The 23494-nt window shown below is 50.9% G+C and carries 15 protein-coding genes and 5 pseudogenes; 13 read left to right on the top strand and 7 right to left on the bottom strand.

Annotated elements, in window-relative coordinates:
* Nucleotides 1-387: 387 nt before the first annotated feature.
* The 3 genes and pseudogenes from fruA to fruB all read right to left on the bottom strand — a co-directional run bounded on the left by fruA (nucleotide 388) and on the right by fruB (nucleotide 4165).
* Nucleotides 388-2081, bottom strand: a pseudogene (gene fruA / locus CRI63_RS16860) (PTS fructose transporter subunit IIBC).
* A gap of 16 nt (nucleotides 2082-2097) precedes the next feature.
* Nucleotides 2098-3036, bottom strand: coding sequence for a 1-phosphofructokinase (gene fruK / locus CRI63_RS16855; protein ID WP_000091270.1), 939 nt, complete (start codon nucleotides 3034-3036; stop codon nucleotides 2098-2100).
* Nucleotides 3036-4165, bottom strand: a pseudogene (gene fruB, locus CRI63_RS16850) (fused PTS fructose transporter subunit IIA/HPr protein). Before fruB ends, fruK begins: the two are co-directional and overlap by 1 nt.
* Before the next feature lie 367 nt (nucleotides 4166-4532).
* Between fruB and setB the strand changes: the two are divergent.
* Nucleotides 4533-5714, top strand: a complete 1182-nt coding sequence (gene setB, locus CRI63_RS16845; RefSeq protein ID WP_130221884.1) for a sugar efflux transporter SetB — start codon at nucleotides 4533-4535, stop codon at nucleotides 5712-5714.
* Here setB and CRI63_RS16840 read toward each other — a convergent pair.
* Nucleotides 5711-5965, bottom strand: a complete 255-nt coding sequence (locus CRI63_RS16840) for a YkgJ family cysteine cluster protein (protein ID WP_064526801.1) — start codon at nucleotides 5963-5965, stop codon at nucleotides 5711-5713. The two genes, setB and CRI63_RS16840, sit on opposite strands and share 4 nt — an antisense overlap.
* A 154-nt stretch (nucleotides 5966-6119) precedes the next feature.
* Between CRI63_RS16840 and yeiP the strand changes: the two genes are divergently transcribed.
* From yeiP to yejF, 10 genes and pseudogenes are all read left to right on the top strand, one after another.
* The gene (gene yeiP, locus CRI63_RS16835; RefSeq protein ID WP_001136827.1) at nucleotides 6120-6692 is read left to right on the top strand and encodes an elongation factor P-like protein YeiP; all 573 of its coding nucleotides are present in this window, start codon (nucleotides 6120-6122) and stop codon (nucleotides 6690-6692) included.
* 222 nt (nucleotides 6693-6914) lie between these two features.
* Nucleotides 6915-8382 (top strand): annotated as a pseudogene (locus CRI63_RS16830) (mannitol dehydrogenase family protein).
* A 118-nt stretch (nucleotides 8383-8500) separates the two neighbouring features.
* Nucleotides 8501-9487, top strand: a complete 987-nt coding sequence (gene yeiR, locus CRI63_RS16825; RefSeq protein WP_135520169.1) for a zinc-binding GTPase YeiR — start codon at nucleotides 8501-8503, stop codon at nucleotides 9485-9487.
* Between the two features lie 38 nt (nucleotides 9488-9525).
* Nucleotides 9526-10232 (top strand): annotated as a pseudogene (gene lpxT / locus CRI63_RS16820) (Kdo(2)-lipid A phosphotransferase).
* A gap of 422 nt (nucleotides 10233-10654) precedes the next feature.
* Entirely contained in the window at nucleotides 10655-11221 is a 567-nt protein-coding gene (gene mepS / locus CRI63_RS16815; protein ID WP_000241011.1) for a bifunctional murein DD-endopeptidase/murein LD-carboxypeptidase, read from the top strand.
* Nucleotides 11222-11403: 182 nt separating this feature from the next.
* Entirely contained in the window at nucleotides 11404-12960 is a 1557-nt protein-coding gene (locus tag CRI63_RS16810; RefSeq protein WP_130207104.1) for a cyclic di-GMP phosphodiesterase, read from the top strand.
* A gap of 81 nt (nucleotides 12961-13041) precedes the next feature.
* On the top strand, nucleotides 13042-14856 hold the full coding sequence (locus tag CRI63_RS16805; protein WP_130207106.1) for an extracellular solute-binding protein: 1815 nt from the start codon (nucleotides 13042-13044) through the stop codon (nucleotides 14854-14856).
* A pseudogene (locus CRI63_RS16800) lies at nucleotides 14857-15950 on the top strand (microcin C ABC transporter permease YejB).
* Nucleotides 15950-16975: an ABC transporter permease gene (locus CRI63_RS16795; RefSeq protein WP_130217098.1), complete on the top strand. Its 1026-nt coding sequence runs from the start codon at nucleotides 15950-15952 to the stop codon at nucleotides 16973-16975. The pseudogene CRI63_RS16800 and the gene CRI63_RS16795 overlap by 1 nt, the downstream one beginning before the upstream one ends.
* Nucleotide 16976: 1 nt before the next feature.
* Nucleotides 16977-18566, top strand: a complete 1590-nt coding sequence (gene yejF / locus CRI63_RS16790) for a microcin C ABC transporter ATP-binding protein YejF (RefSeq protein ID WP_135520167.1) — start codon at nucleotides 16977-16979, stop codon at nucleotides 18564-18566.
* Nucleotides 18567-18569: 3 nt separating this feature from the next.
* On the opposite strand, the gene CRI63_RS16785 is transcribed toward yejF, so the two are convergent.
* From CRI63_RS16785 to rsuA, 3 genes are all read right to left on the bottom strand, one after another.
* Nucleotides 18570-18914: a YejG family protein gene (locus CRI63_RS16785; RefSeq protein WP_000202791.1), complete on the bottom strand. Its 345-nt coding sequence runs from the start codon at nucleotides 18912-18914 to the stop codon at nucleotides 18570-18572.
* A 332-nt stretch (nucleotides 18915-19246) separates the two neighbouring features.
* Nucleotides 19247-20437 (bottom strand): multidrug efflux MFS transporter Bcr, encoded by a 1191-nt coding sequence (gene bcr, locus CRI63_RS16775; protein WP_000213385.1) that lies wholly within the window; start codon nucleotides 20435-20437, stop codon nucleotides 19247-19249.
* Nucleotides 20438-20464: 27 nt separating this feature from the next.
* Nucleotides 20465-21160 carry a 16S rRNA pseudouridine(516) synthase RsuA gene (gene rsuA / locus CRI63_RS16770; RefSeq protein WP_130207114.1) on the bottom strand — a complete coding sequence of 232 codons (696 nt, stop codon included), beginning with the start codon at nucleotides 21158-21160 and terminating at the stop codon, nucleotides 20465-20467.
* 148 nt (nucleotides 21161-21308) lie between these two features.
* On the opposite strand from rsuA, the gene CRI63_RS16765 reads away from it, so the two are divergent.
* Together CRI63_RS16765 and rplY are read left to right on the top strand one after the other, a co-directional pair.
* Nucleotides 21309-23069, top strand: coding sequence for a DEAD/DEAH box helicase (locus CRI63_RS16765; RefSeq protein ID WP_135520165.1), 1761 nt, complete (start codon nucleotides 21309-21311; stop codon nucleotides 23067-23069).
* 125 nt (nucleotides 23070-23194) lie between these two features.
* Nucleotides 23195-23479 (top strand): 50S ribosomal protein L25, encoded by a 285-nt coding sequence (gene rplY, locus CRI63_RS16760; protein ID WP_000494183.1) that lies wholly within the window; start codon nucleotides 23195-23197, stop codon nucleotides 23477-23479.
* Nucleotides 23480-23494 lie beyond the last annotated feature (15 nt).

Raw genomic sequence — 23494 nt, 5'->3', positions numbered from 1 at the left:
ATCCACAAGAATATAGGTACTGCCAATAACGTTTAAACATGTGTTCATATTTAAACATGTGCTCATAGTATGCATGTTTTACTTAAAGTAAATTGCCGCCAGATGGGCAAAATGGGCAGATTTGAACAGGCTCACAAAACGCTATTAAATGCATGGATTAAAAAAAACGAGGAATTTGTGATGGGATGCACAGAACAGGAACAATAAAAAAGGGCAGAAATTAATCTGCCCTTGAGGAAATAACGTTGATGTTCGATGAAGATTTCAGGTTTTCACTTAAAGATAAAACATATAAATTCATATAGTTACCTTCAAGAACTTGTCAATCACCTTGCGATCATCAAATGATACAGGGCAGGAAATTTCTGCCCTGTTGTTCACGTTTTATTATGCGGCTTTCGCTACCGCGTCCACTTCCGGACGTTTCAGGAAGGCATAAGCCAAACCCGCCACCAACGTACCGGCAATAATTGCCACCAGGTAACCCAGTACCGGCGTAATTGCGCCCGGGATCAGCAGAACAAACAGACCACCGTGCGGTGCCATCAGTTTCGCACCAATCGCCATAGAGATTGCGCCAGTCAGCGCCCCACCAACGATACAGCACGGCAGCACGCGCATCGGATCACGAGCAGCAAACGGAATTGCACCTTCCGAAATAAAGCACAGTCCCAGTACCAGAGCTGCTTTGCCGCCTTCCTGCTGCGCTTTGTCGAATTTGCGACGCGCCACCATCGTTGCCAGCCCCATTGCCAGAGGTGGCACCATACCTGCCGCCATAATCGCTGCCATTGGGCCATAGGTTTGGGTACTCAGCAGACCCACACCGAACGCGTATGCCGCTTTGTTAACCGGGCCGCCCATATCAGTACACATCATGCCGCCAAGGATCGCACCCAGCAGAACCGCATTCGCAGTCCCCATCGTTTGCAGCCAGTGAGTCAGAGCTTCGAGGATGCCAGCAACTGGTTTACCGATCAGGTAGATCATCGCCAGACCAACAACCAGACTGGAAATCAGCGGAATGATCAAAATCGGTTTCAGCGCCTCCATACTCTGCGGCAGTTTCAGTTGAGTACTGATTAACTTCGCGATGTAACCTGCCAGGAAGCCCGCAATAATACCGCCAATGAAACCAGAACCTGTGCTGACCGCCAGCATACCGCCAATCAGGCCAGGCGTGAGGCCCGGACGGTCGGCAATAGAGAAGGCAATATAACCTGCCAGTACCGGCACCATCAGCGCAAAGGCTGAACTGCCACCAATCTGCATCAGCGCCGCGGCCAGCGTACCCGGTTCTTTAAACGCTTCGATACCAAAAGCAAAAGAAAGCGCGATACACAGACCGCCAGCAACCACCATCGGCAACATGTAGGAAACGCCCGTCAGCAAGTGACGATACGCGCCAGCACTCTCTTTCTTGCCTTCAGTCGCCGCCGTTTGAGCTTTGCCTGCTGGTTCGTAAGGCGTCGCTTCAGCAACGGCTTTATCCAGTTCCTGCGCGGTTTTCTTCAGCGCCAGACCAGTAGAGGTGCGATACATCGGTTTACCAGCAAATTTCGCCAGATCGACTTCAATATCTGCCGCCACAATGACCAGATCCGCCGCTGCCACTTCTTCAGGGGTGATGGCATTACCCGCGCCTACAGAGCCCCGAGTTTCAACTTTCACCCACCAGCCACGTTTTTTTCGCTTCGGTTTCAATGGCTTCCGCCGCCATAAAGGTGTGTGCTACGCCGGTCGGGCAAGCAGTCACCGCAACTACGCGTTTCGGACCACTGGCAGCAACCGGTGCTGTCGCAGCGACCGGCGCAGTGTAAGGTTTCGCATGGCCTTTGGCTTCACTCAGGAACAGCTCAGGGTGCGCAACTGCCCGGGAAATATCACCCAGCCAGACATTTTTACCGTTCAGCGCGCTGTCATTCGGGATGGAATCACCGAGAACAATCGCCATTTCGGCGTCGTTCGGATTGTCGATGATTTCCAGTTTTGCTTTTTCGCGCCGCCGCGCCCAGCAGGGTCTTCGCCATATAGGCGCGTGCCTGACCGAGATTAGCGTCAATAATCAGCAGCGTTTTCATTATGCCTCTCCTGCTGTCAGTTAAAAGGTTGTAAGTCGACGCGCGCCATCATTGCGGCCAACTGCGGACGATCGGTAATACCCACATTGCTTTGACTTACCGCCAGGGCAGCAACAGCAGTCGCCAGACGCAGAGTGTGTTCACTGGATTCACGCATCAGCAAGCCATAAATCAGGCCACCAACCATAGAATCCCCTGCGCCAACGGTGCTTACGACATCGACTGACGGTGGTTTGGCGATCCATTCGCCGGAGGCATTAACCCAAAGCGCGCCTTCGGCACCCAGTGAAATAACGACATGCGCGATACCTTGTTCACGCAGCGCATGCGCAGCTTCAATCACATCTTTCATTTCAGGCAGTTTACGGCCAGCCCAGATTTCCAGCTCGCGGCGGTTAGGTTTCACCAGCCACGGTGCCGCTTTTAAACCTGCCACTAACGCTTCACGACTACTATCAAAGATAATGCAAGGACACTGACTACGCAGGCGAGTCATCCAGTCGGTGAAGGCTTCCGGGCTGACGCCTGATGGTAAACTGCCGCTGACACAGACCATATCGAACTGACCAAGCCAGCTCAGAGAATCCGTCACAAAGCGTTCCCAGTCGGCTGGAGTGACTTCAAAACCCGAGAAGTTGAGGTCGGTCACTTCGCCGTCTTTTTCCGTCAACTTGACATTAATACGGGTGCGCCCCTGTACAACCTGGAAACGGTTGGCAATGCCCAGCTCGCTGAACAATTGCTGAAACCCATCCTGGTTATCTTTACCGAGGAAACCGCCAACAGTGACATCAATCCCCAGATCTTTCAGAACTTTGGCAACGTTGATACCTTTACCCGCCGCATGCAGACCGGTGGTTTTCACCAGGTTCACTTCGCCGCGTTCAATTTCCGGGCAGAAACCAACAAGGTCATAAGCCGGATTAAGGGTGATCGTAGCAACACGTCTGCTCATTACGCGCCCTCCCCAAGACCTGCGGCGATGGCGTCGCCAATGGCGTTCAGCGCCTGTTCAGCATCTGGTCCCTGGGCGGTAAAGCGTAGGCGATGACCTTTCTTAACGCCAAGTGCTACAACTTTCATCAGACTACGTCCGTTTGCCGGTTTGCCGGTGCCATCAAGGTTTGTCACGGTAATATCACTGTTAAATTGTTTAATGGTATTGACCAACATGGTGCCTGGACGGGCATGCAGGCCGTGTTCATTGCGCACCACAAACTCCGCGCTTAACACGTCGTCGGTCGGCGCATCATCGCTGGTCAGCAGCGCCAGCAACGTTGCTGCATCTGCTTTCAGCAAGCGGTCAGCTTTATTGTCGAGCAGCAAATCGGCGAGACGCTTAGAACCGCGACGGGCTGATCGTCATTCATCGCCACACTCACCAGCATGGCTGCCGTTTCGCCGTCCACATCAAAAGCACTTGCCGCACGGCTTACCGCAATCGCGCTACGCAGATTGCCTTCGGCGCTATCGCTCAGCCAGATGCCCTGTCCGAGGTTCAGCGGTTGTTCATTGATGGCTTTGGTAACGAAAGTGGCGTCAACTGCCCCCGCTTCTTTCAGACGCGCAGCGTTCAGCGCCTGAAGAGTCAGCAGATCGCTGGCGACGATATCCAGCGTCAGCATTTCGTTATCGAGCTTCAGCTGCTCACTCTGCTTTTCGCCCATCAGCAATGCGCGAAGTTCTTCTGCTGTTGTTGCTGACTTCAGTTGTTCAGCAACGGAATCATCGCTCAGTACATGGGTTAGTTGGCGCAGCAAGCCCAGATGTTCATCGGAGCTAGCGGCAATACCGATAGCCACGTACGCAACTTGACCTTCACCCCAGGTAATGCCTTCCGGGAACTGAAATACCTGAACGCCGGTTTTCAGCACCTGATCGCGGGTGTCGGTAGTACCGTGTGGAATAGCAATCCCATTGCCGAGAAAGGTTGAGGTTTGCTGTTCGCGCGCCAGCATGCCATTGACGTAGCCTTCCGCTACATTACCGGCTTGCACCAGCGCCGCGGCGACCTTGCGAATAGCCTCTTCTTTGTCTCCGGCCTTCTCGCCCGGATGGATGTCCTGTACGGATAACTGGAACATAGTTCTCCTCTCTTGCTGAATTGAAACGATTCAGCTTCTATGAGAAAAAAAGCGCCAACCTGGCTCAGGATTAAAGACAAGATCGCGCTGAAACGTTTCAATGAAGAATAATACTTCTTCTTCAGCACGCAAGGGAAGCCGCTAAATTATGTCCAAAAGTTTGATGTGCTGCACATTTTTTTGCCAAAAATCTGAAATGCTGACAGTGAAATTAGCCATCAGCATTAGCATTTCGACGGCGTCAGCTGAGGATCAGCAAGAGTGAAATGCCATTTTGATTATTCGTGGCGAGTTTGATTTCACTGACTGTTTATTTTCTGACAGGCAGCGTAAACTCCGCGTCTTCATCTTTCACTGATCGACCAGCATGCATAACTCCCCCGCAGTTTCCAGCGCGAAATCGTTTGACCTGACGTCAGCGGCGTTTTTAATTGTTGCCTTTCTCACCGGTATTGCAGGCGCCCTGCAAACCCCGACGCTAAGTATTTTCCTCACTGATGAAGTGCACGCGCGCCCGGCGATGGTGGGATTCTTCTTTACCGGCAGCGCCGTTATCGGAATTCTGGTCAGTCAGTTTCTCGCCGGACGCTCTGATAAACGCGGCGATCGTAAATCACTGATTGTCTTTTGCTGCCTGTTAGGCATGCTGGCCTGTACCCTTTTTGCCTGGAATCGCAACTACTTTGTTTTGCTATTCGTTGGCGTCTTTCTTAGCAGCTTTGGCTCGACCGCTAACCCGCAAATGTTTGCTCTTGCTCGTGAACATGCCGACAAAACCGGGCGTGAAGCGGTGATGTTCAGCTCTTTTTTACGCGCCCAGGTATCGTTAGCGTGGGTTATTGGCCCGCCGCTGGCGTATGCCTTAGCGATGGGATTCAGCTTTACGGTAATGTATCTCAGCGCGGCGGTAGCGTTTATTGTTTGCGGCGTGATGGTGTGGCTGTTTTTACCGTCGATGCAAAAAGAGCTTCCGCTGGCGACCGGCACGGTTGAAGCGCCGCGCCGTAACCGTCGCGATACGCTGCTGCTGTTTGTCATTTGTACATTGATGTGGGGCTCGAACAGCCTGTACATCATCAACATGCCACTGTTTATTATCAACGAACTGCATCTTCCCGAGAAACTGGCCGGTGTGATGATGGGGACCGCCGCCGGGCTGGAAATCCCGACCATGTTGATTGCCGGATATTTTGCCAAACGTCTGGGTAAGCGCTTCTTAATGCGCGTTGCCGCCGTGGGTGGCGTCTGTTTTTACGCAGGAATGCTGATGGCGCATTCACCTGTCATTCTGTTGGGCTTGCAGCTGCTAAATGCTATTTTTATCGGCATTCTGGGCGGTATCGGGATGCTCTATTTTCAGGATTTGATGCCCGGTCAGGCAGGTTCAGCCACCACGCTCTATACCAACACTTCGCGCGTAGGCTGGATCATCGCAGGTTCAGTGGCGGGCATCGTCGCCGAGATCTGGAATTATCACGCGGTGTTCTGGTTTGCGATGGTGATGATTATCGCCACCCTGTTTTGCTTACTGCGGATTAAAGATGTTTAAGGCGCGGTCAACATTTCCAGATCGATAAGCCAGGTCATGGCCTGCTGACGCGTGTTACCGCACATTTCAGCACTGGCCTGCAAGCCTGCGCAAACTTTCGGTCGCAGTGGCGAGGTGAAAATTTTACAGCGTTGCTGTTCATCAAGCTGAATGCAGGGCGTATTGGCGGGCTTGCCATCTGGCATACCGGGAATAGGACTGGAGATTGAGGGAGCGGTGCAACACGCCCCGCAACCCGGACGGCATTCCATACGTTGTTCTCTTAAGGTTAACCACCGGATTGAGGAGCGCGCACATTACCACCTTTTTGGCACCAGCAAAAGTGCGAATACCACTTGCCTGAAAGGCCCGTCGCGAGTAGTTTGTCGCGATATTTTTGACATTTTCGACAACAGGAATTTTTCGATGCCAAGAGCGAACGAAATTAAAAAAGGTATGGTACTGAATTACAACGGCAAACTGCTGCTGGTTAAGGACATTGATATTCAGTCGCCTACCGCCCGCGGTGCCGCTACGCTGTACAAAATGCGTTTTTCAGACGTCCGTACCGGGCTGAAAGTGGAAGAACGCTTTAAAGGCGATGATATCGTTGATACCGTGACGCTGACCCGCCGCTACGTTGACTTCTCCTACGTCGATGGCAACGAATATGTCTTTATGGATAAAGAAGACTATACCCCGTACACCTTCACTAAAGATCAGATCGAAGAAGAACTGCTGTTTATGCCGGAAGGCGGCATGCCAGACATGCAGGTTCTGACCTGGGACGGTCAACTGCTGGCGCTTGAACTGCCGCAGACCGTTGATCTGGAAATCGTTGAAACCGCTCCTGGCATCAAAGGCGCTTCTGCCAGTGCCCGTAACAAACCGGCAACCTTGAGCACCGGTCTGGTGATTCAGGTACCAGAATACTTAAGCCCGGGCGAAAAAATTCGTATCCATATCGAAGAACGCCGTTATATGGGGCGTGCTGACTAACTTCAGCCACATTCAGAAAAGGGATAGCTCAGGCTGTCCCTTTTTTAATTTATTATACCAATCCTTCATTTTGCGCTTCCTGAACACCTTTCGCCTGCAATATTCACTTGTAAATTGATCATCCTCACACTTCATCGCATTAACAATCCAGACCAATTTCAATTGCTGTCATATAACTTTACACTATCATTGTTAATCAATCGTTACTAAGACGTGACTTCTATGAACACAATTGCCTCCACTACGTTCCCGCCTCACATTCACACTCCACGCTACGATCGCCAGCAATTGAAATCCCGTATCGTTCATTTTGGCTTTGGAGCCTTTCACCGCGCACATCAGGCGTTACTGACCGACCGTGTGCTGAATGCCCAGTGCAGCGAGTTGGGGGATCTGTGAAATCAGCTTGTTCAGCGGCGATCGGCTAATGAGCCAACTTCGCGAACAGGATCATTTATATACCGTGTTGGAGAAAGGCGCAGACGGCAATCAGGCGATTATTGTCGGGGCCGTTCATGAATGCCTGAATGCAAAACTGGATTCCTTAGCGGCGATTATTGAGAAGTTTTGCGAACCGCAGGTGGCAATTGTGTCCCTGACCATTACCGAAAAAGGTTATTGTATCGACCCGGCCACCGGTGCGCTTGATACCAATAATTCGCGGATTATTCATGACTTACAAAGCCCGGAAGAACCTCACTCCGCGCCAGGCATTCTTGTCGAAGCGCTGAAACGCCGTCGTGAACGTGGCCTTGCGCCGTTTACCGTACTTTCCTGCGATAATATTCCCGACAATGGTCATGTGGTGAAAAATGCGGTGCTGGGGATGGCTGAAAAACGCTCTCCAGAACTTGCCGAGTGGATAAAAGAACACGTCAGTTTTCCGGGAACCATGGTCGACCGCATTGTCCCGGCAGCAACGGAAGAATCACTGGCAGAAATTAGCCAATATCTGGGCGTGAATGATCCCTGTGCAATTAGCTGCGAGCCGTTTATCCAGTGGGTGGTGGAAGATAACTTCGTCGCAGGGCGCCCAGCCTGGGAAATCGCAGGTGTACAAATGGTGGATGATGTCCTGCCGTGGGAAGAGATGAAACTGCGCATGCTTAATGGCAGCCACTCTTTTCTCGCTTATCTGGGCTACCTGGCTGGATTCGCCCATATTAGTGATTGCATGCAGGACCGCGCATTTCGCCATGCCGCCAGAACATTAATGTTGGATGAGCAAGCGCCAACGCTACGGATTAAAGATGTCGATTTAACATACTATGCGGATACGTTAATTGAACGTTTTGCCAATCCGGCGCTGAAACATAAGACCTGGCAAATCGCGATGGATGGCAGTCAAAAATTACCGCAACGCATGTTGGCAGGGATTCGCATTCATCTGGCTCGCGAGACAAACTGGCCGTTACTGGCATTAGGCGTCGCAGGTTGGATGCGCTATGTGAGCGGCGTAGATGATGCCGGAAAAGCTATCGATGTCCGCGATCCGCTTTACGATAAAATTCACAACCTCGTTGCGGGCAGTAGCAGTGAACAACGCGTCACCGCCCTGCTTTCTTTGCGTGAAGTATTCGGTGATGACCTACCAGATAACCCGCATTTTGTGCAGGCCATCGAACAAGCCTGGCAACAAATCGCGCAGTTCGGCGCGCATCAGGCGCTATTAAACACCCTCAAAATTTAACGATTTCTGCGGTTAAAGCGGATGGAGCATCGCTTCGTCCGCCCTCTCTCTTCTCTTTTCCGCCTTTTTTAGCCAGGATTAACGCACAGTTAACTCATCTGATTATTGCGGAGCCGTTGTGACCAGGACCAACCTCATCACCGGTTTTCTCGGCAGCGGGAAAACAACCTCTATTCTTCATCTGCTAGCCCACAAAGATCCCAACGAAAAATGGGCGGTTCTGGTTAATGAATTTGGGGAAGTTGGAATTGATGGTGCTTTGCTCGCCGATAGCGGCGCATTGCTGAAAGAGATCCCCGGCGGCTGCATGTGCTGCGTTAATGGTTTACCCATGCAGGTAGGGTTGAATACCTTACTGCGCCAGGGAAAACCAGACCGCTTGCTGATAGAGCCGACCGGACTGGGTCATCCGAAACAGATCCTCGATCTGTTAACCGCGCCGGTCTATGAACCGTGGATCGATCTGCGCGCCACGTTGTGCATTCTCGATCCGCGCCTGCTGCTGGACGAAAAAAGCGTCGGTAATGAAAACTTCCGTGATCAACTGGCTGCCGCAGACATCATTGTCGCCAATAAATCCGACCGTGCTACGCCAGAAAGCCAGCAAGCGTTACAACGCTGGTGGCAACAAAACGGTGGCGAACGGCAATTAATTCACAGCGATCATGGGCAAATTGAAGGTCATCTTCTGGATTTACCTCGTCGAAATTTAACTGAGTTGCCCGCCAGCGCTGCCCATTCGCATCAACATAACGAGAAAAAAGGATTAGCGGCATTAAGCCTGCCAGAGCATCAACGCTGGCGTCGCAGTCTGAATAGCGGACAAGGACACCAGGCCTGCGGTTGGATATTCGACGCTGATACCGTGTTCGACACCATTGGCATTCTGGAATGGGCGCGACTTGCGCCGGTCGGACGCGTAAAAGGCGTGATGCGGATACCAGAAGGTCTTGTGCGCATCAACCGTCAGGGCGATGACCTGCACATTGAAACGCAAAACGTTGCACCACCAGATAGCCGCATTGAGCTGATTTCCTGCAACGAAACTGACTGGAACGCCTTACAGAGCGCGCTGTTGAAGCTTCGTTTAGCGACCAACGCGTAAGGTTGCCTGCGTTTTTCAGTAAGATAATTAGAGAAAATATGATCAAAAATTTGCCGCAAATAGTGCTGTTAAATATTGTCGGCCTCGCGCTGTTTCTTTCCTGGTACATTCCCGTCAATCATGGATTCTGGTTGCCGATTGACGCGAATATTTTTTATTTTTTTAATCAGAAACTGGTCGAAAGCAAGACTTTTTTTATGGCTGGTTGCGTTGACTAATAATCGCGCCTTCGACGGTTGTTCACTGCTGGCGATGGGAATACTGATGCTGAGTTTCTGGCTGAAAGAAAACGCACCCGGCAGACGGCGTATTGTGATTATTGGTCTGGTCATGCTGTTAACCGCAGTGGTATTAAACCAGTTGGGCCAGGCATTTATTCCGGTAAAACGGGCCAGTCCGACATTGACCTTTACAGATATTAACCGCGTCAGCGAACTGCTATCTGTTCCAACGAAAGATGCCTCACGAGATAGTTTTCCCGGCGATCATGGCATGATGCTGCTTATTTTTTCCGCTTTTATGTGGCGATATTTCGGAAAAAGTCGCAGGAGTAATCGCCCTTATTATATTTGTGGTTTTTGCATTTCCCAGAGTGATGATTGGCGCACATTGGTTTACCGATATCATTGTCGGTTCCATGACGGTGATATTGATTGGGTTGCCCTGGTGGCTAATGACACCTTTAAGTGATCAATTAATCGCCTTTTTTGACAAATCACTGCCTGGAAAAAATAAACATTCATAAAACAAATAACTCACAGTAATTAACATCATCAGGTTTATTTTCATAGTAGGGATAATCCTGATGATGTGCGACTTTGCTCTCGTTCATTAAGTGAAATGATCATTCTCTAAGCAAATGAATGGATTGCGCATCTTTTAGACAATAGTGCTTTAATTGACCAATCCCGTTTATTAACTTTCTGTATCACTTTTTCTTATAAAAAATCATGTAAAACCGCTCGCCAAGACCGCGTCAATCGGGTAATCTCGAACACGTTTTTGCCTCGGCGGTAGATTATCCTCACAGCATATAATTTTGTGCGTTAGTCCACAGATTTGGCCTTAAGGAATTGTTTCAACGTGCCCAGGTAATTAGTCTCGTGTCGCTTGGCATTTTTTTATAACGATATTTGTCGTTAAGGACTTCAAGGGAAAACAAACAACATGGTCAAATCTCAACCGATTTTGAGATATATCTTGCGCGGGATTCCCGCGATTGCAGTAGCGGTTCTGCTTTCTGCATGTAGTGCAAATAACACCGCAAAGAATATGCATCCTGAGACACGTGCAGTGGGTAGTGAAACATCATCACTGCAAGCTTCTCAGGATGAATTTGAAAATCTGGTTCGTAATGTCGACGTAAAATCGCGAATTATGGATCAGTATGCTGACTGGAAAGGCGTACGTTATCGTCTGGGTGGCAGCACTAAAAAAGGTATCGATTGTTCTGGTTTCGTACAGCGTACATTCCGTGAACAATTTGGCTTAGAACTTCCTCGTTCAACTTATGAACAGCAGGAAATGGGCAAGTCAGTTTCCCGCAGTAATTTGCGTACAGGTGACTTAGTTCTGTTCCGTGCCGGTTCAACTGGACGCCATGTCGGTATTTATATCGGCAACAATCAGTTCGTTCATGCTTCCACCAGCAGTGGTGTTATTATTTCCAGCATGAATGAGCCGTACTGGAAAAAGCGTTACAACGAAGCACGTCGGGTTCTTAGCCGCAGCTAATAAACCGTTTGGATGCAATCCCTTGGCTATCCTGACGAGTTAACTGAAGGCACTGCTTAAGCAGTGCTTTTTTGTTTTCATTCATCATAGAAAATGATGTTTCCGTGCCTTGAACCAGGCTATAGTCCCGTCATTCTCTTCCACTTCAGCGTTGTCGTAATCTCGGGAATATTAACGGAACCATGTTCATACGCGCTCCCTCTTCCGGACGTAAGATCCTGCTTACCTGCATTATTGCGGGCGTGATGATTGCAATACTGGTCAGCTGTCTTCAGTTTTTGGTTGCCTGGCATAAACACGAAGTCAAATACGACACACTGATTACCGACGTACAAAAGTATCTCGATACCTACTTCGCCGACCTGAAATTAACCACTGACCGCCTACAGCCGCTCACCTTAGATACCTGTCAGCAGGCTAACCCTGAACTAACTGCCCGCGCGGCGTTTAGCATGAATGTTCGCACATTTGTGCTGGTGAAAGATAAAAAGAGCTTTTGTTCATCAGCGACGGGGGAGATGGATATACCGCTCAATGAGTTGATCCCGGCGCTCGATATTAACAAAGACGTCGATATGGCGATGTTGCCTGGCACGCCAATGGTGCCCAACAAACCCGCTATCGTCATCTGGTATCGCAACCCTTTATTGAAAAATAGCGGCGTTTTTGCAGCATTAAACCTGCACCTGACGCCATATCTTCTCTATAGCTCTCGTCAGCAAGATTTCGACGGGATCGCACTCATTATTGGCGATACCGTGCTTTCGACATTTTCGTCGCATTTGATGAACGTCCGTGAGTTATCCGGCAAACCCGTACGCGAAACCAAAATAACAGGCATTCCGCTGACTGTGCGTCTTTATGCTGATGACTGGACATGGAACGATGTGTGGTATGCGTTTTTACTGGGCGGAATGAGTGGAACTGTCGTTGGCCTGCTCTGCTATTACCTGATGAGTGTGCGTATGCGCCCTGGCAGAGAAATTATGGCTGCCATCAAACGTGAGCAATTTTACCTGGTGTATCAGCCGGTGGTTGATACACCAACGCTGCGGGTCACGGGCCTGGAAGTGCTGCTACGCTGGCGTCACCCTGTTGCAGGTGAAATCCCGCCGGATGCCTTCATTCAATATGCCGAATCGCAAAAGATGATCGTGCCGCTGACCCAGCATCTGTTTGAGCTTATAGCCCGTGATGCGGCTGAATTACAAAACGTACTGCCGGTGGGCATAAAGTTTGGCATTAATATCGCACCGGAACATCTGCACAGCGAGAGCTTTAAAGCGGATATACATCGGCTGCTCGCCTCCCTACCCGCGCACCATTTCCAGATTGTACTGGAGATAACCGAGCGCGATATGCTGAAAGAGCATGAGGCCACAAAACTGTTCGCCTGGCTGCACTCTGTCGGCGTGGAAATTGCTATTGATGACTTCGGCACCGGACACAGCGCGCTTATCTATCTGGAACGCTTCACGCTCGAGTATCTGAAAATTGACCGTGGATTTATCAATGCTATAGGTACGGAAACGGTCACATCTCCGGTGCTTGACGCGGTGCTCACGCTGGCGAAACGTCTCAATATGCTGACGGTTGCTGAAGGTGTCGAAACACCGGAACAGGCGCGCTGGCTACGTGAGCGCGGTGTTAATTTCCTGCAAGGCTATTGGATTAGCCGCCCCTTACCGATAGATGATTTTGTCCGCTGGCTGGAGAAACCGCATACGCCGCAGTGGTAAGGTGTGCTTGTGTCCCTTATTATTCATAGTTGAAGCATGCCGGATTGCGGCTAATGATGAGTAAAAGGAAATCCGTTGCAGATGATTGTGCGCATACTGCTGCTGTTTATCACCCTGTTCACCTTCGGTGCGCAGGCGCAAGCTATCAAGGAAAGCTATGCCTTTGCGGTGCTGGGAGAACCCCGGTATGCTTTTAATTTCAACCATTTTGATTATGTGAATCCCGCTGCGCCGAAGGGCGGGCAAATAACGTTATCCTCCATTGGTACCTTCGATAATTTTAACCGCTATGCACTACGCGGAAACCCCGGCGCACGCACCGAGCAACTGTACGACACGCTATTTACCACTTCCGATGACGAACCCGGCAGTTATTACCCGCTGATTGCCGAAAGCGCACGCTATGCTGACGATTATTCCTGGGTAGAAGTCGCTATCAATCCGCGCGCCCGTTTTCATGATGGTTCGCCGATTACCGCGCGCGACGTTGAGTTTACTTTTCAAAAATTTATGACCGAGGGCGTGCCGCAGTTTCGCCTGGTATACAAAGGCACAACGGTCAAAGCCATAGCGCCATTAACCGTGCGTATTGAATTAGCCAAACCAGGCAAAGAAGATATGCTGAGTCTGTTTTCGCTGCCGGTATTTCCAGAAAAGTACTGGAAGGATCATAAACTTAGCGACCCGCTATCTACACCTCCGCTTGCCAGTGGTCCGTATCGCATTACGTCCTGGAAAATGGGGCAAAATATTGTCTATTCCCGCGTGAAAGATTACTGGGCGGCCGATTTACCGGTAAATCGTGGTCGCTGGAATTTCGATACCATTCGCTACGATTATTATCTCGACGATAATGTTGCCTTCGAAGCGTTTAAAGCTGGCGCCTTTGATTTACGCATGGAAAACGACGCCAAAAACTGGGCCACGCGCTATACCGGTAAGAATTTCGATAAAAAATACATTATCAAAGATGAGCAAAAGAACGAATCAGCCCAGGATACGCGCTGGCTGGCGTTTAATATTCAACGACCGGTATTCAGCGATCGCCGGGTCCGGGAAGCCATCACCCTCGCCTTTGACTTTGAATGGATGAATAAGGCGTTGTTTTACAATGCCTGGAGTCGCACGAACAGTTATTTTCAGAATACCGAATACGCGGCCAGAAATTACCCCGACGCCGCTGAGCTGGTGCTTTTGGCGCCAATGAAAAAAGATCTACCGCCAGAAGTGTTCACGCAAATCTACCAGCCACCAGTGTCCAAAGGCGATGGCTACGACCGTGACAACCTGTTAAAAGCCGACAAACTTCTCAACGATGCAGGCTGGGTGCTGAAAGGTCAGCAACGCGTTAATGCCACCACAGGCCAGCCACTCAGCTTTGAATTATTGCTTCCTGCAAGCAGCAATAGTCAGTGGGTATTGCCGTTCCAGCACAGCCTGCAACGGCTGGGTATCAACATGGACATTCGCAAGGTGGATAACTCGCAAATCACCAACCGCATGCGCAGTCGCGACTATGACATGATGCCGCGCGTATGGCGGGCGATGCCGTGGCCCAGTTCCGATTTACAGATTTCCTGGTCATCGGAATATATCAATTCCACTTATAATGCCCCCGGCGTGCAAAGCCCGGTTATCGACTCGCTAATTAACCAAATTATTGCCGCCCAGGGAAATAAAGAAAAATTGCTGCCTCTGGGGCGCGCCCTGGATCGCGTATTAACGTGGAATTATTACATGTTGCCGATGTGGTATATGGCGGAAGACCGTCTCGCCTGGTGGGATAAATTCTCCCAGCCGGCCGTGCGCCCCATCTATAGCCTCGGTATCGATACCTGGTGGTATGACGTCAATAAAGCGGCCAAACTGCCGTCCGCGAGCAAACAGGGAGAGTAGATGGGCGCTTACCTGATTCGCCGTCTGTTGCTGGTGATCCCAACATTATGGGCGATTATCACCATCAACTTTTTCATCGTGCAAATTGCGCCTGGCGGTCCCGTCGACCAGGCCATCGCCGCCATTGAGTTTGGTAATGCCGGAGTATTACCCGGCGCAGGCGGTGAAGGCGTTCGTGCCAGCCATGCGCAAACGGGCGTCGGCAATATCAGCGACAGTAATTACCGTGGCGGACGCGGGTTAGATCCAGAAGTGATCGCTGAGATCACCCATCGCTACGGTTTCGATAAGCCGATCCACGAACGTTACTTCAAAATGCTTTGGGACTACATTCGCTTTGATTTTGGCGACAGCCTGTTTCGCAGCGCTTCGGTGCTGACGCTGATTAAAGACAGTCTGCCTGTTTCCATCACCCTAGGATTGTGGAGCACGCTGATTATCTATCTGGTGTCGATTCCGCTGGGTATTCGCAAAGCCGTTTATAACGGCAGCCGCTTTGACGTCTGGAGTAGCGCATTTATCATCATCGGCTACGCCATTCCAGCCTTTTTGTTCGCCATCCTGCTGATTGTCTTCTTCGCGGGCGGCAGCTATTTCGACCTGTTCCCTCTACGCGGCCTGGTTTCCGCTAACTTTGATTCGCTGCCGTGGTATCAGAAAATCACCGATTATCTGTGGCATATCACGCTGCCGGTGCTGGCGACAGTGATTGGTGGCTTTGCGGCGCTGACCATGCTGACAAAAAACTCATTCCTTGATGAAGTGCGTAAGCAATACGTGGTGACCGCGCGTGCGAAAGGGGTAAGTGAGAAAAATATTCTCTGGAAACATGTGTTCCGCAACGCCATGCTGCTGGTGATTGCCGGTTTCCGGCGACTTTTATCAGCATGTTTTTCACCGGCTCACTGCTGATTGAGGTGATGTTTTCGCTCAATGGCCTCGGTTTACTGGGCTACGAAGCGACCGTCTCGCGCGATTATCCGGTGATGTTTGGCACCCTGTACATTTTCACCCTGATTGGCCTGCTGCTGAATATTGTCAGCGACATCAGCTATACGCTGGTCGATCCTCGTATTGATTTTGAGGGACGCTAATGTCGCGACTCAGCCCCGTCAATCAGGCCCGTTGGGCGCGTTTTCGTCATAATCGTCGCGGCTACTGGTCGTTATGGATTTTCCTCATCTTGTTTGGTTTGAGTTTGTGTTCTGAACTGATCGCCAACGATAAGCCATTACTGGTACGTTATGACGGCAGCTGGTATTTCCCGTTGCTGAAAAACTACAGTGAGAGTGATTTTGGCGGCCCGCTGGCAAGTCAGGCTGATTATCAGGACCCGTGGCTGAAACAACGGCTGGAAGATAAAGGCTGGGTACTGTGGGCGCCGATTCGCTTTGGTGCTACCAGTATCAACTTTTCCACCGACAAGCCTTTCCCCTCCCCACCTTCCCGGCAAAACTGGCTGGGAACGGATGCCAACGGTGGCGATGTGCTGGCGCGCATTCTGTATGGCACGCGGATCTCGGTTCTGTTTGGTCTGATGTTGACACTCTGCTCCAGTGTAATGGGCGTGCTGGCGGGGGCGCTGCAAGGTTATTACGGCGGTAAAGTCGATCTCTGGGGGCAACGCTTTATTGAAGTATGGTCGGGGATGCCGACGCTGTTTTTGATTATTTTACTTTCCAGCGTCGTACAGCCTAACTTCTGGTGGCTGCTGGCAATTACTGTCTTATTTGGCTGGATGAGTCTGGTCGGCGTGGTGCGGGCGGAGTTTTTACGTACCCGTAATTTCGACTACATCCGCGCGGCGCAGGCGCTTGGCGTCAGCGATCGCAGTATCATCCTGCGTCATATGTTGCCGAATGCAATGGTCGCGACCCTCACCTTTTTACCGTTTATTTTATGTAGTTCGATAACCACCCTGACCTCGCTCGATTTCCTCGGCTTCGGTCTGCCGCTCGGTTCACCATCACTCGGCGAACTGCTGCTACAAGGGAAAAATAACCTTCAGGCTCCGTGGCTTGGGATCACTGCCTTCTTGTCGGTGGCGATATTGTTGTCTTTGCTGATCTTTATTGGTGAAGCCGTCCGCGACGCATTTGATCCTAATAAGGCGGTGTAGCATGACGCAAACTCTGTTAGCGATTGAAAATTTGTCGGTGGGTTTTCGCCATCAGCAAACTGTTCGTACCGTAGTGAATGATGTTTCACTACACATTGAGGCTGGCGAAACGCTGGCGCTGGTGGGTGAGTCAGGTTCTGGCAAAAGCGTTACCGCGCTGTCAATTTTACGTCTGCTCCCTTCCCCGCCGGTTGAATATCTCTCTGGCGATATCCGTTTTCATGGAGAATCGCTGCTTCATGCCAACGAGCAAACATTGCGTGGCGTGCGGGGAAATAAGATTGCCATGATTTTCCAGGAGCCGATGGTGTCATTAAACCCATTGCATACCCTGGAAAAACAGCTTTATGAAGTGCTTTCACTCCACCGCGGAATGCGTCGGGAAGCGGCTCGTGGCGAAATTCTTAACTGCCTTGATCGCGTCGGTATCCGTCAGGCGGCAAAACGGCTGACAGATTACCCGCAGCAGCTCTCCGGCGGCGAACGCCAGCGGGTGATGATTGCGATGGCGCTGTTAACGCGACCGGAATTATTAATTGCCGATGAACCAACCACCGCACTGGACGTCTCTGTCCAGGCGCAGATTTTGCAGCTTTTGCGCGAACTGCAAGGCGAGCTGAATATGGGCATGCTGTTTATTACTCATAACCTCAGCATTGTCAGAAAACTGGCCCACCGTGTGGCGGTAATGCAAAACGGTCGCTGTGTGGAGCAAAATAACGCCGTTACGCTCTTTGCCTCCCCTGAACATCCTTATACACAAAAGCTACTCAACAGCGAACCGTCAGGCGACCCGGTGCCGTTGCCAGAAGCGGCCTCAACGTTGCTTGATGTTGAACAGCTTCAGGTCGCCTTCCCCATTCGCAAAGGGCTCCTGAAGCGCGTCGTCGATCATAATGTGGTGGTGAAAAGCGTCAGTTTTACGCTACGGGCGGGTGAAACGCTGGGTTTAGTGGGCGAGTCCGGTTCCGGCAAAAGCACAACGGGGCTGGCGCTACTGCGGTTGATTAACTCTCAGGGCAGTATCGTCTTTGACGGTCAGCCATTGCAAAATTTAAATCGCCGCCAGCTGTTACCTATTCGCCATCGCATTCAGGTGGTATTTCAGGATCCAAACTCCTCGCTCAACCCACGACTCAACGTGTTGCAGATTATTGAGGAAGGCTTACGGGTTCACCAGCCGACGCTTTCTGCCGCACAACGCGAACAACAAGTGATAGCCGTGATGCATGAAGTGGGATTAGATCCTGAAACGCGCCACCGTTATCCGGCGGAGTTCTCGGGTGGTCAGCGGCAACGTATTGCGATTGCCAGAGCATTGATTCTTAAGCCTTCGCTGATCATTCTTGATGAACCGACATCATCACTCGACAAAACGGTACAGGCGCAAATATTGACGCTATTGAAATCATTGCAACAAAAGCATCAACTGGCCTATTTGTTTATCAGCCATGATTTGCACGTTGTCCGCGCGTTATGTCATCAGGTTATCGTGCTGCGACAGGGAGAAGTGGTGGAACAAGGATCGTGCGCGCGCGTGTTTGCCGCACCGCAGCAGGAGTATACGCGTCAGCTACTGGCGTTGAGCTGACGCTTAAAATGGATTGTAGTTTGAGAAAGGTTCGGCAATGGCCACACCAAAATTTTTCAGTCGGCATGTTGCAGCAAACTCGTCCTGGCGATTTACAAACAGGCAAGGCTCACCTTCACACTCCAGCACCGAACATGGAACTTCGATGTCGCTTAACGCCTGGCTTAGTTTGTACATCACCGACCATGCATTATCACCATCCGGGCTAAGCAATTTAAGCGCCACCAGGCTGTTGTCACCGCACGGTCCATTTTGCGGAATCGGTTCAACTTTCGAACCTGCGAAACCAGCAGACCAGCGAAAGTTCTGCGGCAGTCGATGGACAATTGAGAGTTGTAATGAAGTCACTTATTTTCCCCGGAAGCACACTTACTTCACAATTTATTTACATTAATTTTAACACATCATCAACAATCTGTCCTTCAACAGATCGTAAAGATTGATGCCTCGCCTGCGTGGCCGCTATTGTTCTGATTTAAATGATATCTGCGGGCGTGGTCACGTTTGCGGGGCTATATGTACCCGTTTCTGCGATCTAACTCAACCTTTTTAACTACAATGATGTGACTTTTTACATAAATTGAGTTTACATAAAATAAACATATATCGGGGGAATGATAGATTTGCGGTTGACATGCATCAACAAAGGAAGCCTTTTAGCTTCCCCGTTGTGCAATAGATCACCGTTTTTTCGGTCGACTGGCGTAAAGACAGAAGAGAATGGAACTGGTCGCACAGAAAGCAATGGACCAGATCATTGGCCATGCAGAGTTAAACGTCGCCAGCGAAAGCAGTGCGCCAACAATGGCGCCAATACCAAAACGGAAGGTTCCTGCCAGCGACGACGCAGTTCCCGCCATATGGGGGAACTCATCCAGAATGACCGCCATCGCGTTAGAAGACACCATCGATACGCAGCCCACAAACGCCGCAACGCCAACCACCAGCGACCAGAAACCCAGCCCCAGTAGCGCGCTGATAACCATCCACGCCGCCATAATAAATTGTATCCACAACCCCGAGCGGAACATATTTAACGCGCCAATACGGCGAACGAAGCGGCTGTTAAAGATGGTCATCACGAACAGGAAAACAATGTTTAGCGCAAAGTAATAACCAAAGTTTTCCGGCGCAACGTGGTTGATTTCAATGTAGACAAACGGTCCGGCGCTTAAGAACGAGAACATCCCGGCAAAGCTGAAACCACTGGCCAGCATATAACTCAGGACACGCTTATGGCGGAACAGCGCAGCAAAGTTACCGATAGTGGTACGAATGTGGAACGGTTGGCGACGCTCCGGCGGTAACGTTTCTTTGATCAGGAAGAAGATCATTGCCGAAGCCAGAATTGCCGCCACAGCGAGGATCCAGAAGATGTAATGCCAGCTCAACCACACCAGCACCCAACCGCCAACAATCGGTGCCATCAACGGTGCAATGGTGGTCACCAGCATGACAAACGACATCATCCGCGAGAACTCTTCTTTCGGGTAGATATCGCGCATCAAAGCGTTGATAACCACGCTGGCCGCAGCCGCCGCCAGACCGTGGAAGAAACGCATCACAATCAGCTGATCGATGGTTTGCGCCAGCGCGCACGCCACCGCCGCCGCGGCAAACACCAGCGTACCACCGAGGACAACCGGCTTGCGCCCGAAGCTATCCGCCATCGGCCCGTAGATTAACTGCCCCAACGCAAAACCCAGAATATAAGTACTCAGGGTCATCTGCGTGCTGCCCGCTGGCACACCAAACTGCGCTGAAATCACTGGCAGCGCGGGCAGATACATATCAATCGACAGCGGCATTAACATGGCCAAAAGGCCAAGGATAAAGACAATAGCAAACGACGAATGCTGTCGAGTGGTCACAACGGGCTCCTGAATAAAATGAAAGTGTTAACCGACGCTGGCAATTTCTTCTGCAGTTAATGGACGATATTCACCTGGGGCTAAATCTTCATCCAGAGTAATACCGCCAATGCGTTCACGATGCAGCTCAACCACGTGGTTACCCACGGCGGCGAACATACGTTTCACCTGATGATAACGCCCTTCACTGATGGTCAGACGGACCTGCGTAGGGGTAATCACTTCCAGCACCGCTGGCTTAGTGAGATCTTTTTCGTTATGCAGCTGTACGCCTTTGGCAAATTGCTCTGCCGTATCGTCAGCTACGGGTGATTCCAGCGTCACCAGATAGGTCTTCTCGCAATGATGACGCGGAGAAGTAATGCGATGCGACCACTGACCGTCGTCAGTCATCAGCACCAGACCGGTGGTATCAATATCCAACCGCCCCGCCGCGTGCAGTTTCCACGCCACAGGTTCATCCAGAAAATAGAGCACCGTTGGGTGATCCGGGTCATCAGTTGAGCAAACATAGCCCTGGGGCTTGTTGAGCATGAAATAACGCGGGCCGTGTTGCTGCGCCAGCGGATTGCCGTCATAAGCTACATCGTGCTCAGGGAGCAGTTTGAACGCTGCATTGCGGACGATTTCGCCATCGACGGTGACACGATTGCCGCGGATTTCACGCCCGGCAATAGCACGGCTAACACCGAGTTGCTGTGCGATAAATTTATCAAGTCGCATGTGTGTGATTTTGCCTGTAAAAACGGAGGTCGGGCATAGACCCGAAAATCAGAACTGTTGTCTGCCCAGTATAGCGGTCTAATAACTTCCCTCAAGGGAAAAAGATCCGTGGCATACTATTAGCAGATTAATCTACCTACGCTAAACCATGATTTTTACACTTCGTCCATACCAGCAAGAAGCCGTGGATGCCACGCTCAACCATTTTCGTCGTCATAAAACCCCTGCCGTTATCGTGCTGCCTACCGGAGCAGGTAAAAGCCTGGTGATTGCCGAACTGGCACGGCTGGCGCGTGGTCGTGTTCTGGTGCTGGCACACGTCAAAGAACTGGTGGCGCAGAACCATGCTAAATACCAGGCGTTGGGGCTGGAAGCCGATATTTTTGCCGCCGGGCTAAAACGCAAGGAGAGCCAAGGTAAAGTGGTATTTGGCAGCGTGCAATCGGTCGCCCGTAATCTTGATGCCTTTCAGGGTGAATTTTCGCTGTTGATTGTCGATGAATGCCACCGTATTGGTGACGACGAAGAGAGCCAGTATCAGCAAATCCTCACTCACCTGACAAAAGTGAATCCCCACTTACGCCTGCTGGGGCTGACTGCCACGCCTTTTCGACTGGGCAAAGGCTGGATTTATCAGTTCCATTATCACGGCATGGTACGCGGCGACGAGAAAGCCCTTTTCCGTGACTGCATTTATGAGCTACCGCTGCGTTATATGATTAAACACGGCTATCTGACGCCACCAGAACGGCTGGATATGCCGGTAGTGCAATACGATTTCAGCCGCTTGCAGGCACAGAGTAACGGGCTGTTCAGCGAAGCTGATCTCAACCGCGAGCTGAAAAAACAGCAACGCATTACACCGCACATCATCAGCCAGATTATGGAGTTCGCCGAAAAGCGTAAAGGGGTGATGATTTTCGCCGCGACGGTTGAACACGCAAAAGAGATTGTCGGTTTGCTACCCGCAGAAGATGCTGCACTGATTACTGGCGACACGCCCGGCGCTGAGCGCGATGTGTTAATTGAAGATTTTAAAGCCCAGCGTTTTCGCTATCTGGTCAACGTTGCGGTGCTGACCACCGGATTTGACGCCCCGCACGTCGATCTTATCGCCATTCTGCGCCCTACCGAATCAGTGAGCCTTTACCAACAAATTGTCGGGCGCGGTCTGCGTCTGGCGCCGGGTAAAACAGATTGCTTAATTCTCGATTATGCGGGCAATCCTCATGACCTCTACGCACCGGAAGTTGGTACACCGAAAGGCAAAAGTGACAACGTTCCGGTACAGGTTTTCTGCCCTGCCTGCGGTTTTGCCAACACCTTTTGGGGCAAAACTACCGCCGACGGGACATTGATTGAACACTTTGGTCGCCGCTGTCAGGGATGGTTTGAAGATGACGACGGTCATCGCGAACAGTGTGACTTCCGTTTCCGTTTTAAAAATTGTCCGCAATGTAACGCGGAAAACGATATTGCCGCTCGCCGTTGCCGCGAATGTGACACCATTCTGGTTGACCCGGATGATATGTTAAAAGCGGCGCTACGACTGAAAGACGCCCTGGTATTACGCTGTAGCGGCATGTCTTTGCAGCATGGGCACGATGAGAAAGGCGAATGGTTGAAAATCACCTATTACGATGAGGACGGCGCTGATGTGAGTGAGCGTTTCCGTCTGCAAACGCCCGCCCAGCGTACTGCCATCGAACAGCTTTTTATCCGCCCGCATACGCGTACACCGGGCATCCCGCTTCGCTGGATCACCGCTGCCGATATCCTCGCCCAGCAAGCGTTGCTGCGCCATCCGGATTTCGTCGTCGCACGAATGAAAGGCCAGTACTGGCAGGTGCGTGAAAAAATATTCGATTACGAAGGTCGTTTTCGGCGGGCGCACGAATTACGCGGTTAATGGTAGTTTTGATTGATGTATAAGGCGATTGAGTATAGAATCTCGCCCGCTTTTGCATACGCAAAGCAGATCACTTGCCTGTTGCTGGGTCGCCTGTAGCAGGAATCATTTAAGAGAGAAAGAAAATGTTTACTATCAACGCAGAAGTACGTAAAGAGCAGGGTAAGGGTGCGAGCCGCCGCCTGCGTGCCGCTAACAAGTTCCCGGCAATCATCTACGGTGGCAAAGAAGCGCCGCTGGCTATCGAGCTGGATCACGACAAAGTCATGAACATGCAAGCTAAAGCTGAATTCTACAGCGAAGTTCTGACCATCGTTGTTGACGGTAAAGAAATCAAAGTTAAAGCTCAGGACGTACAGCGTCATCCGTACAAACCGAAGCTGCAGCACATCGACTTCGTTCGCGCTTAATCGCTGAATAAGTTG

The sequence above is a fragment of the Escherichia sp. E2661 genome (assembly GCF_004745185.1).
GTDB lineage: Bacteria > Pseudomonadota > Gammaproteobacteria > Enterobacterales > Enterobacteriaceae > Escherichia.
This window is presented reverse-complemented; position numbering and strand designations above follow the sequence as displayed.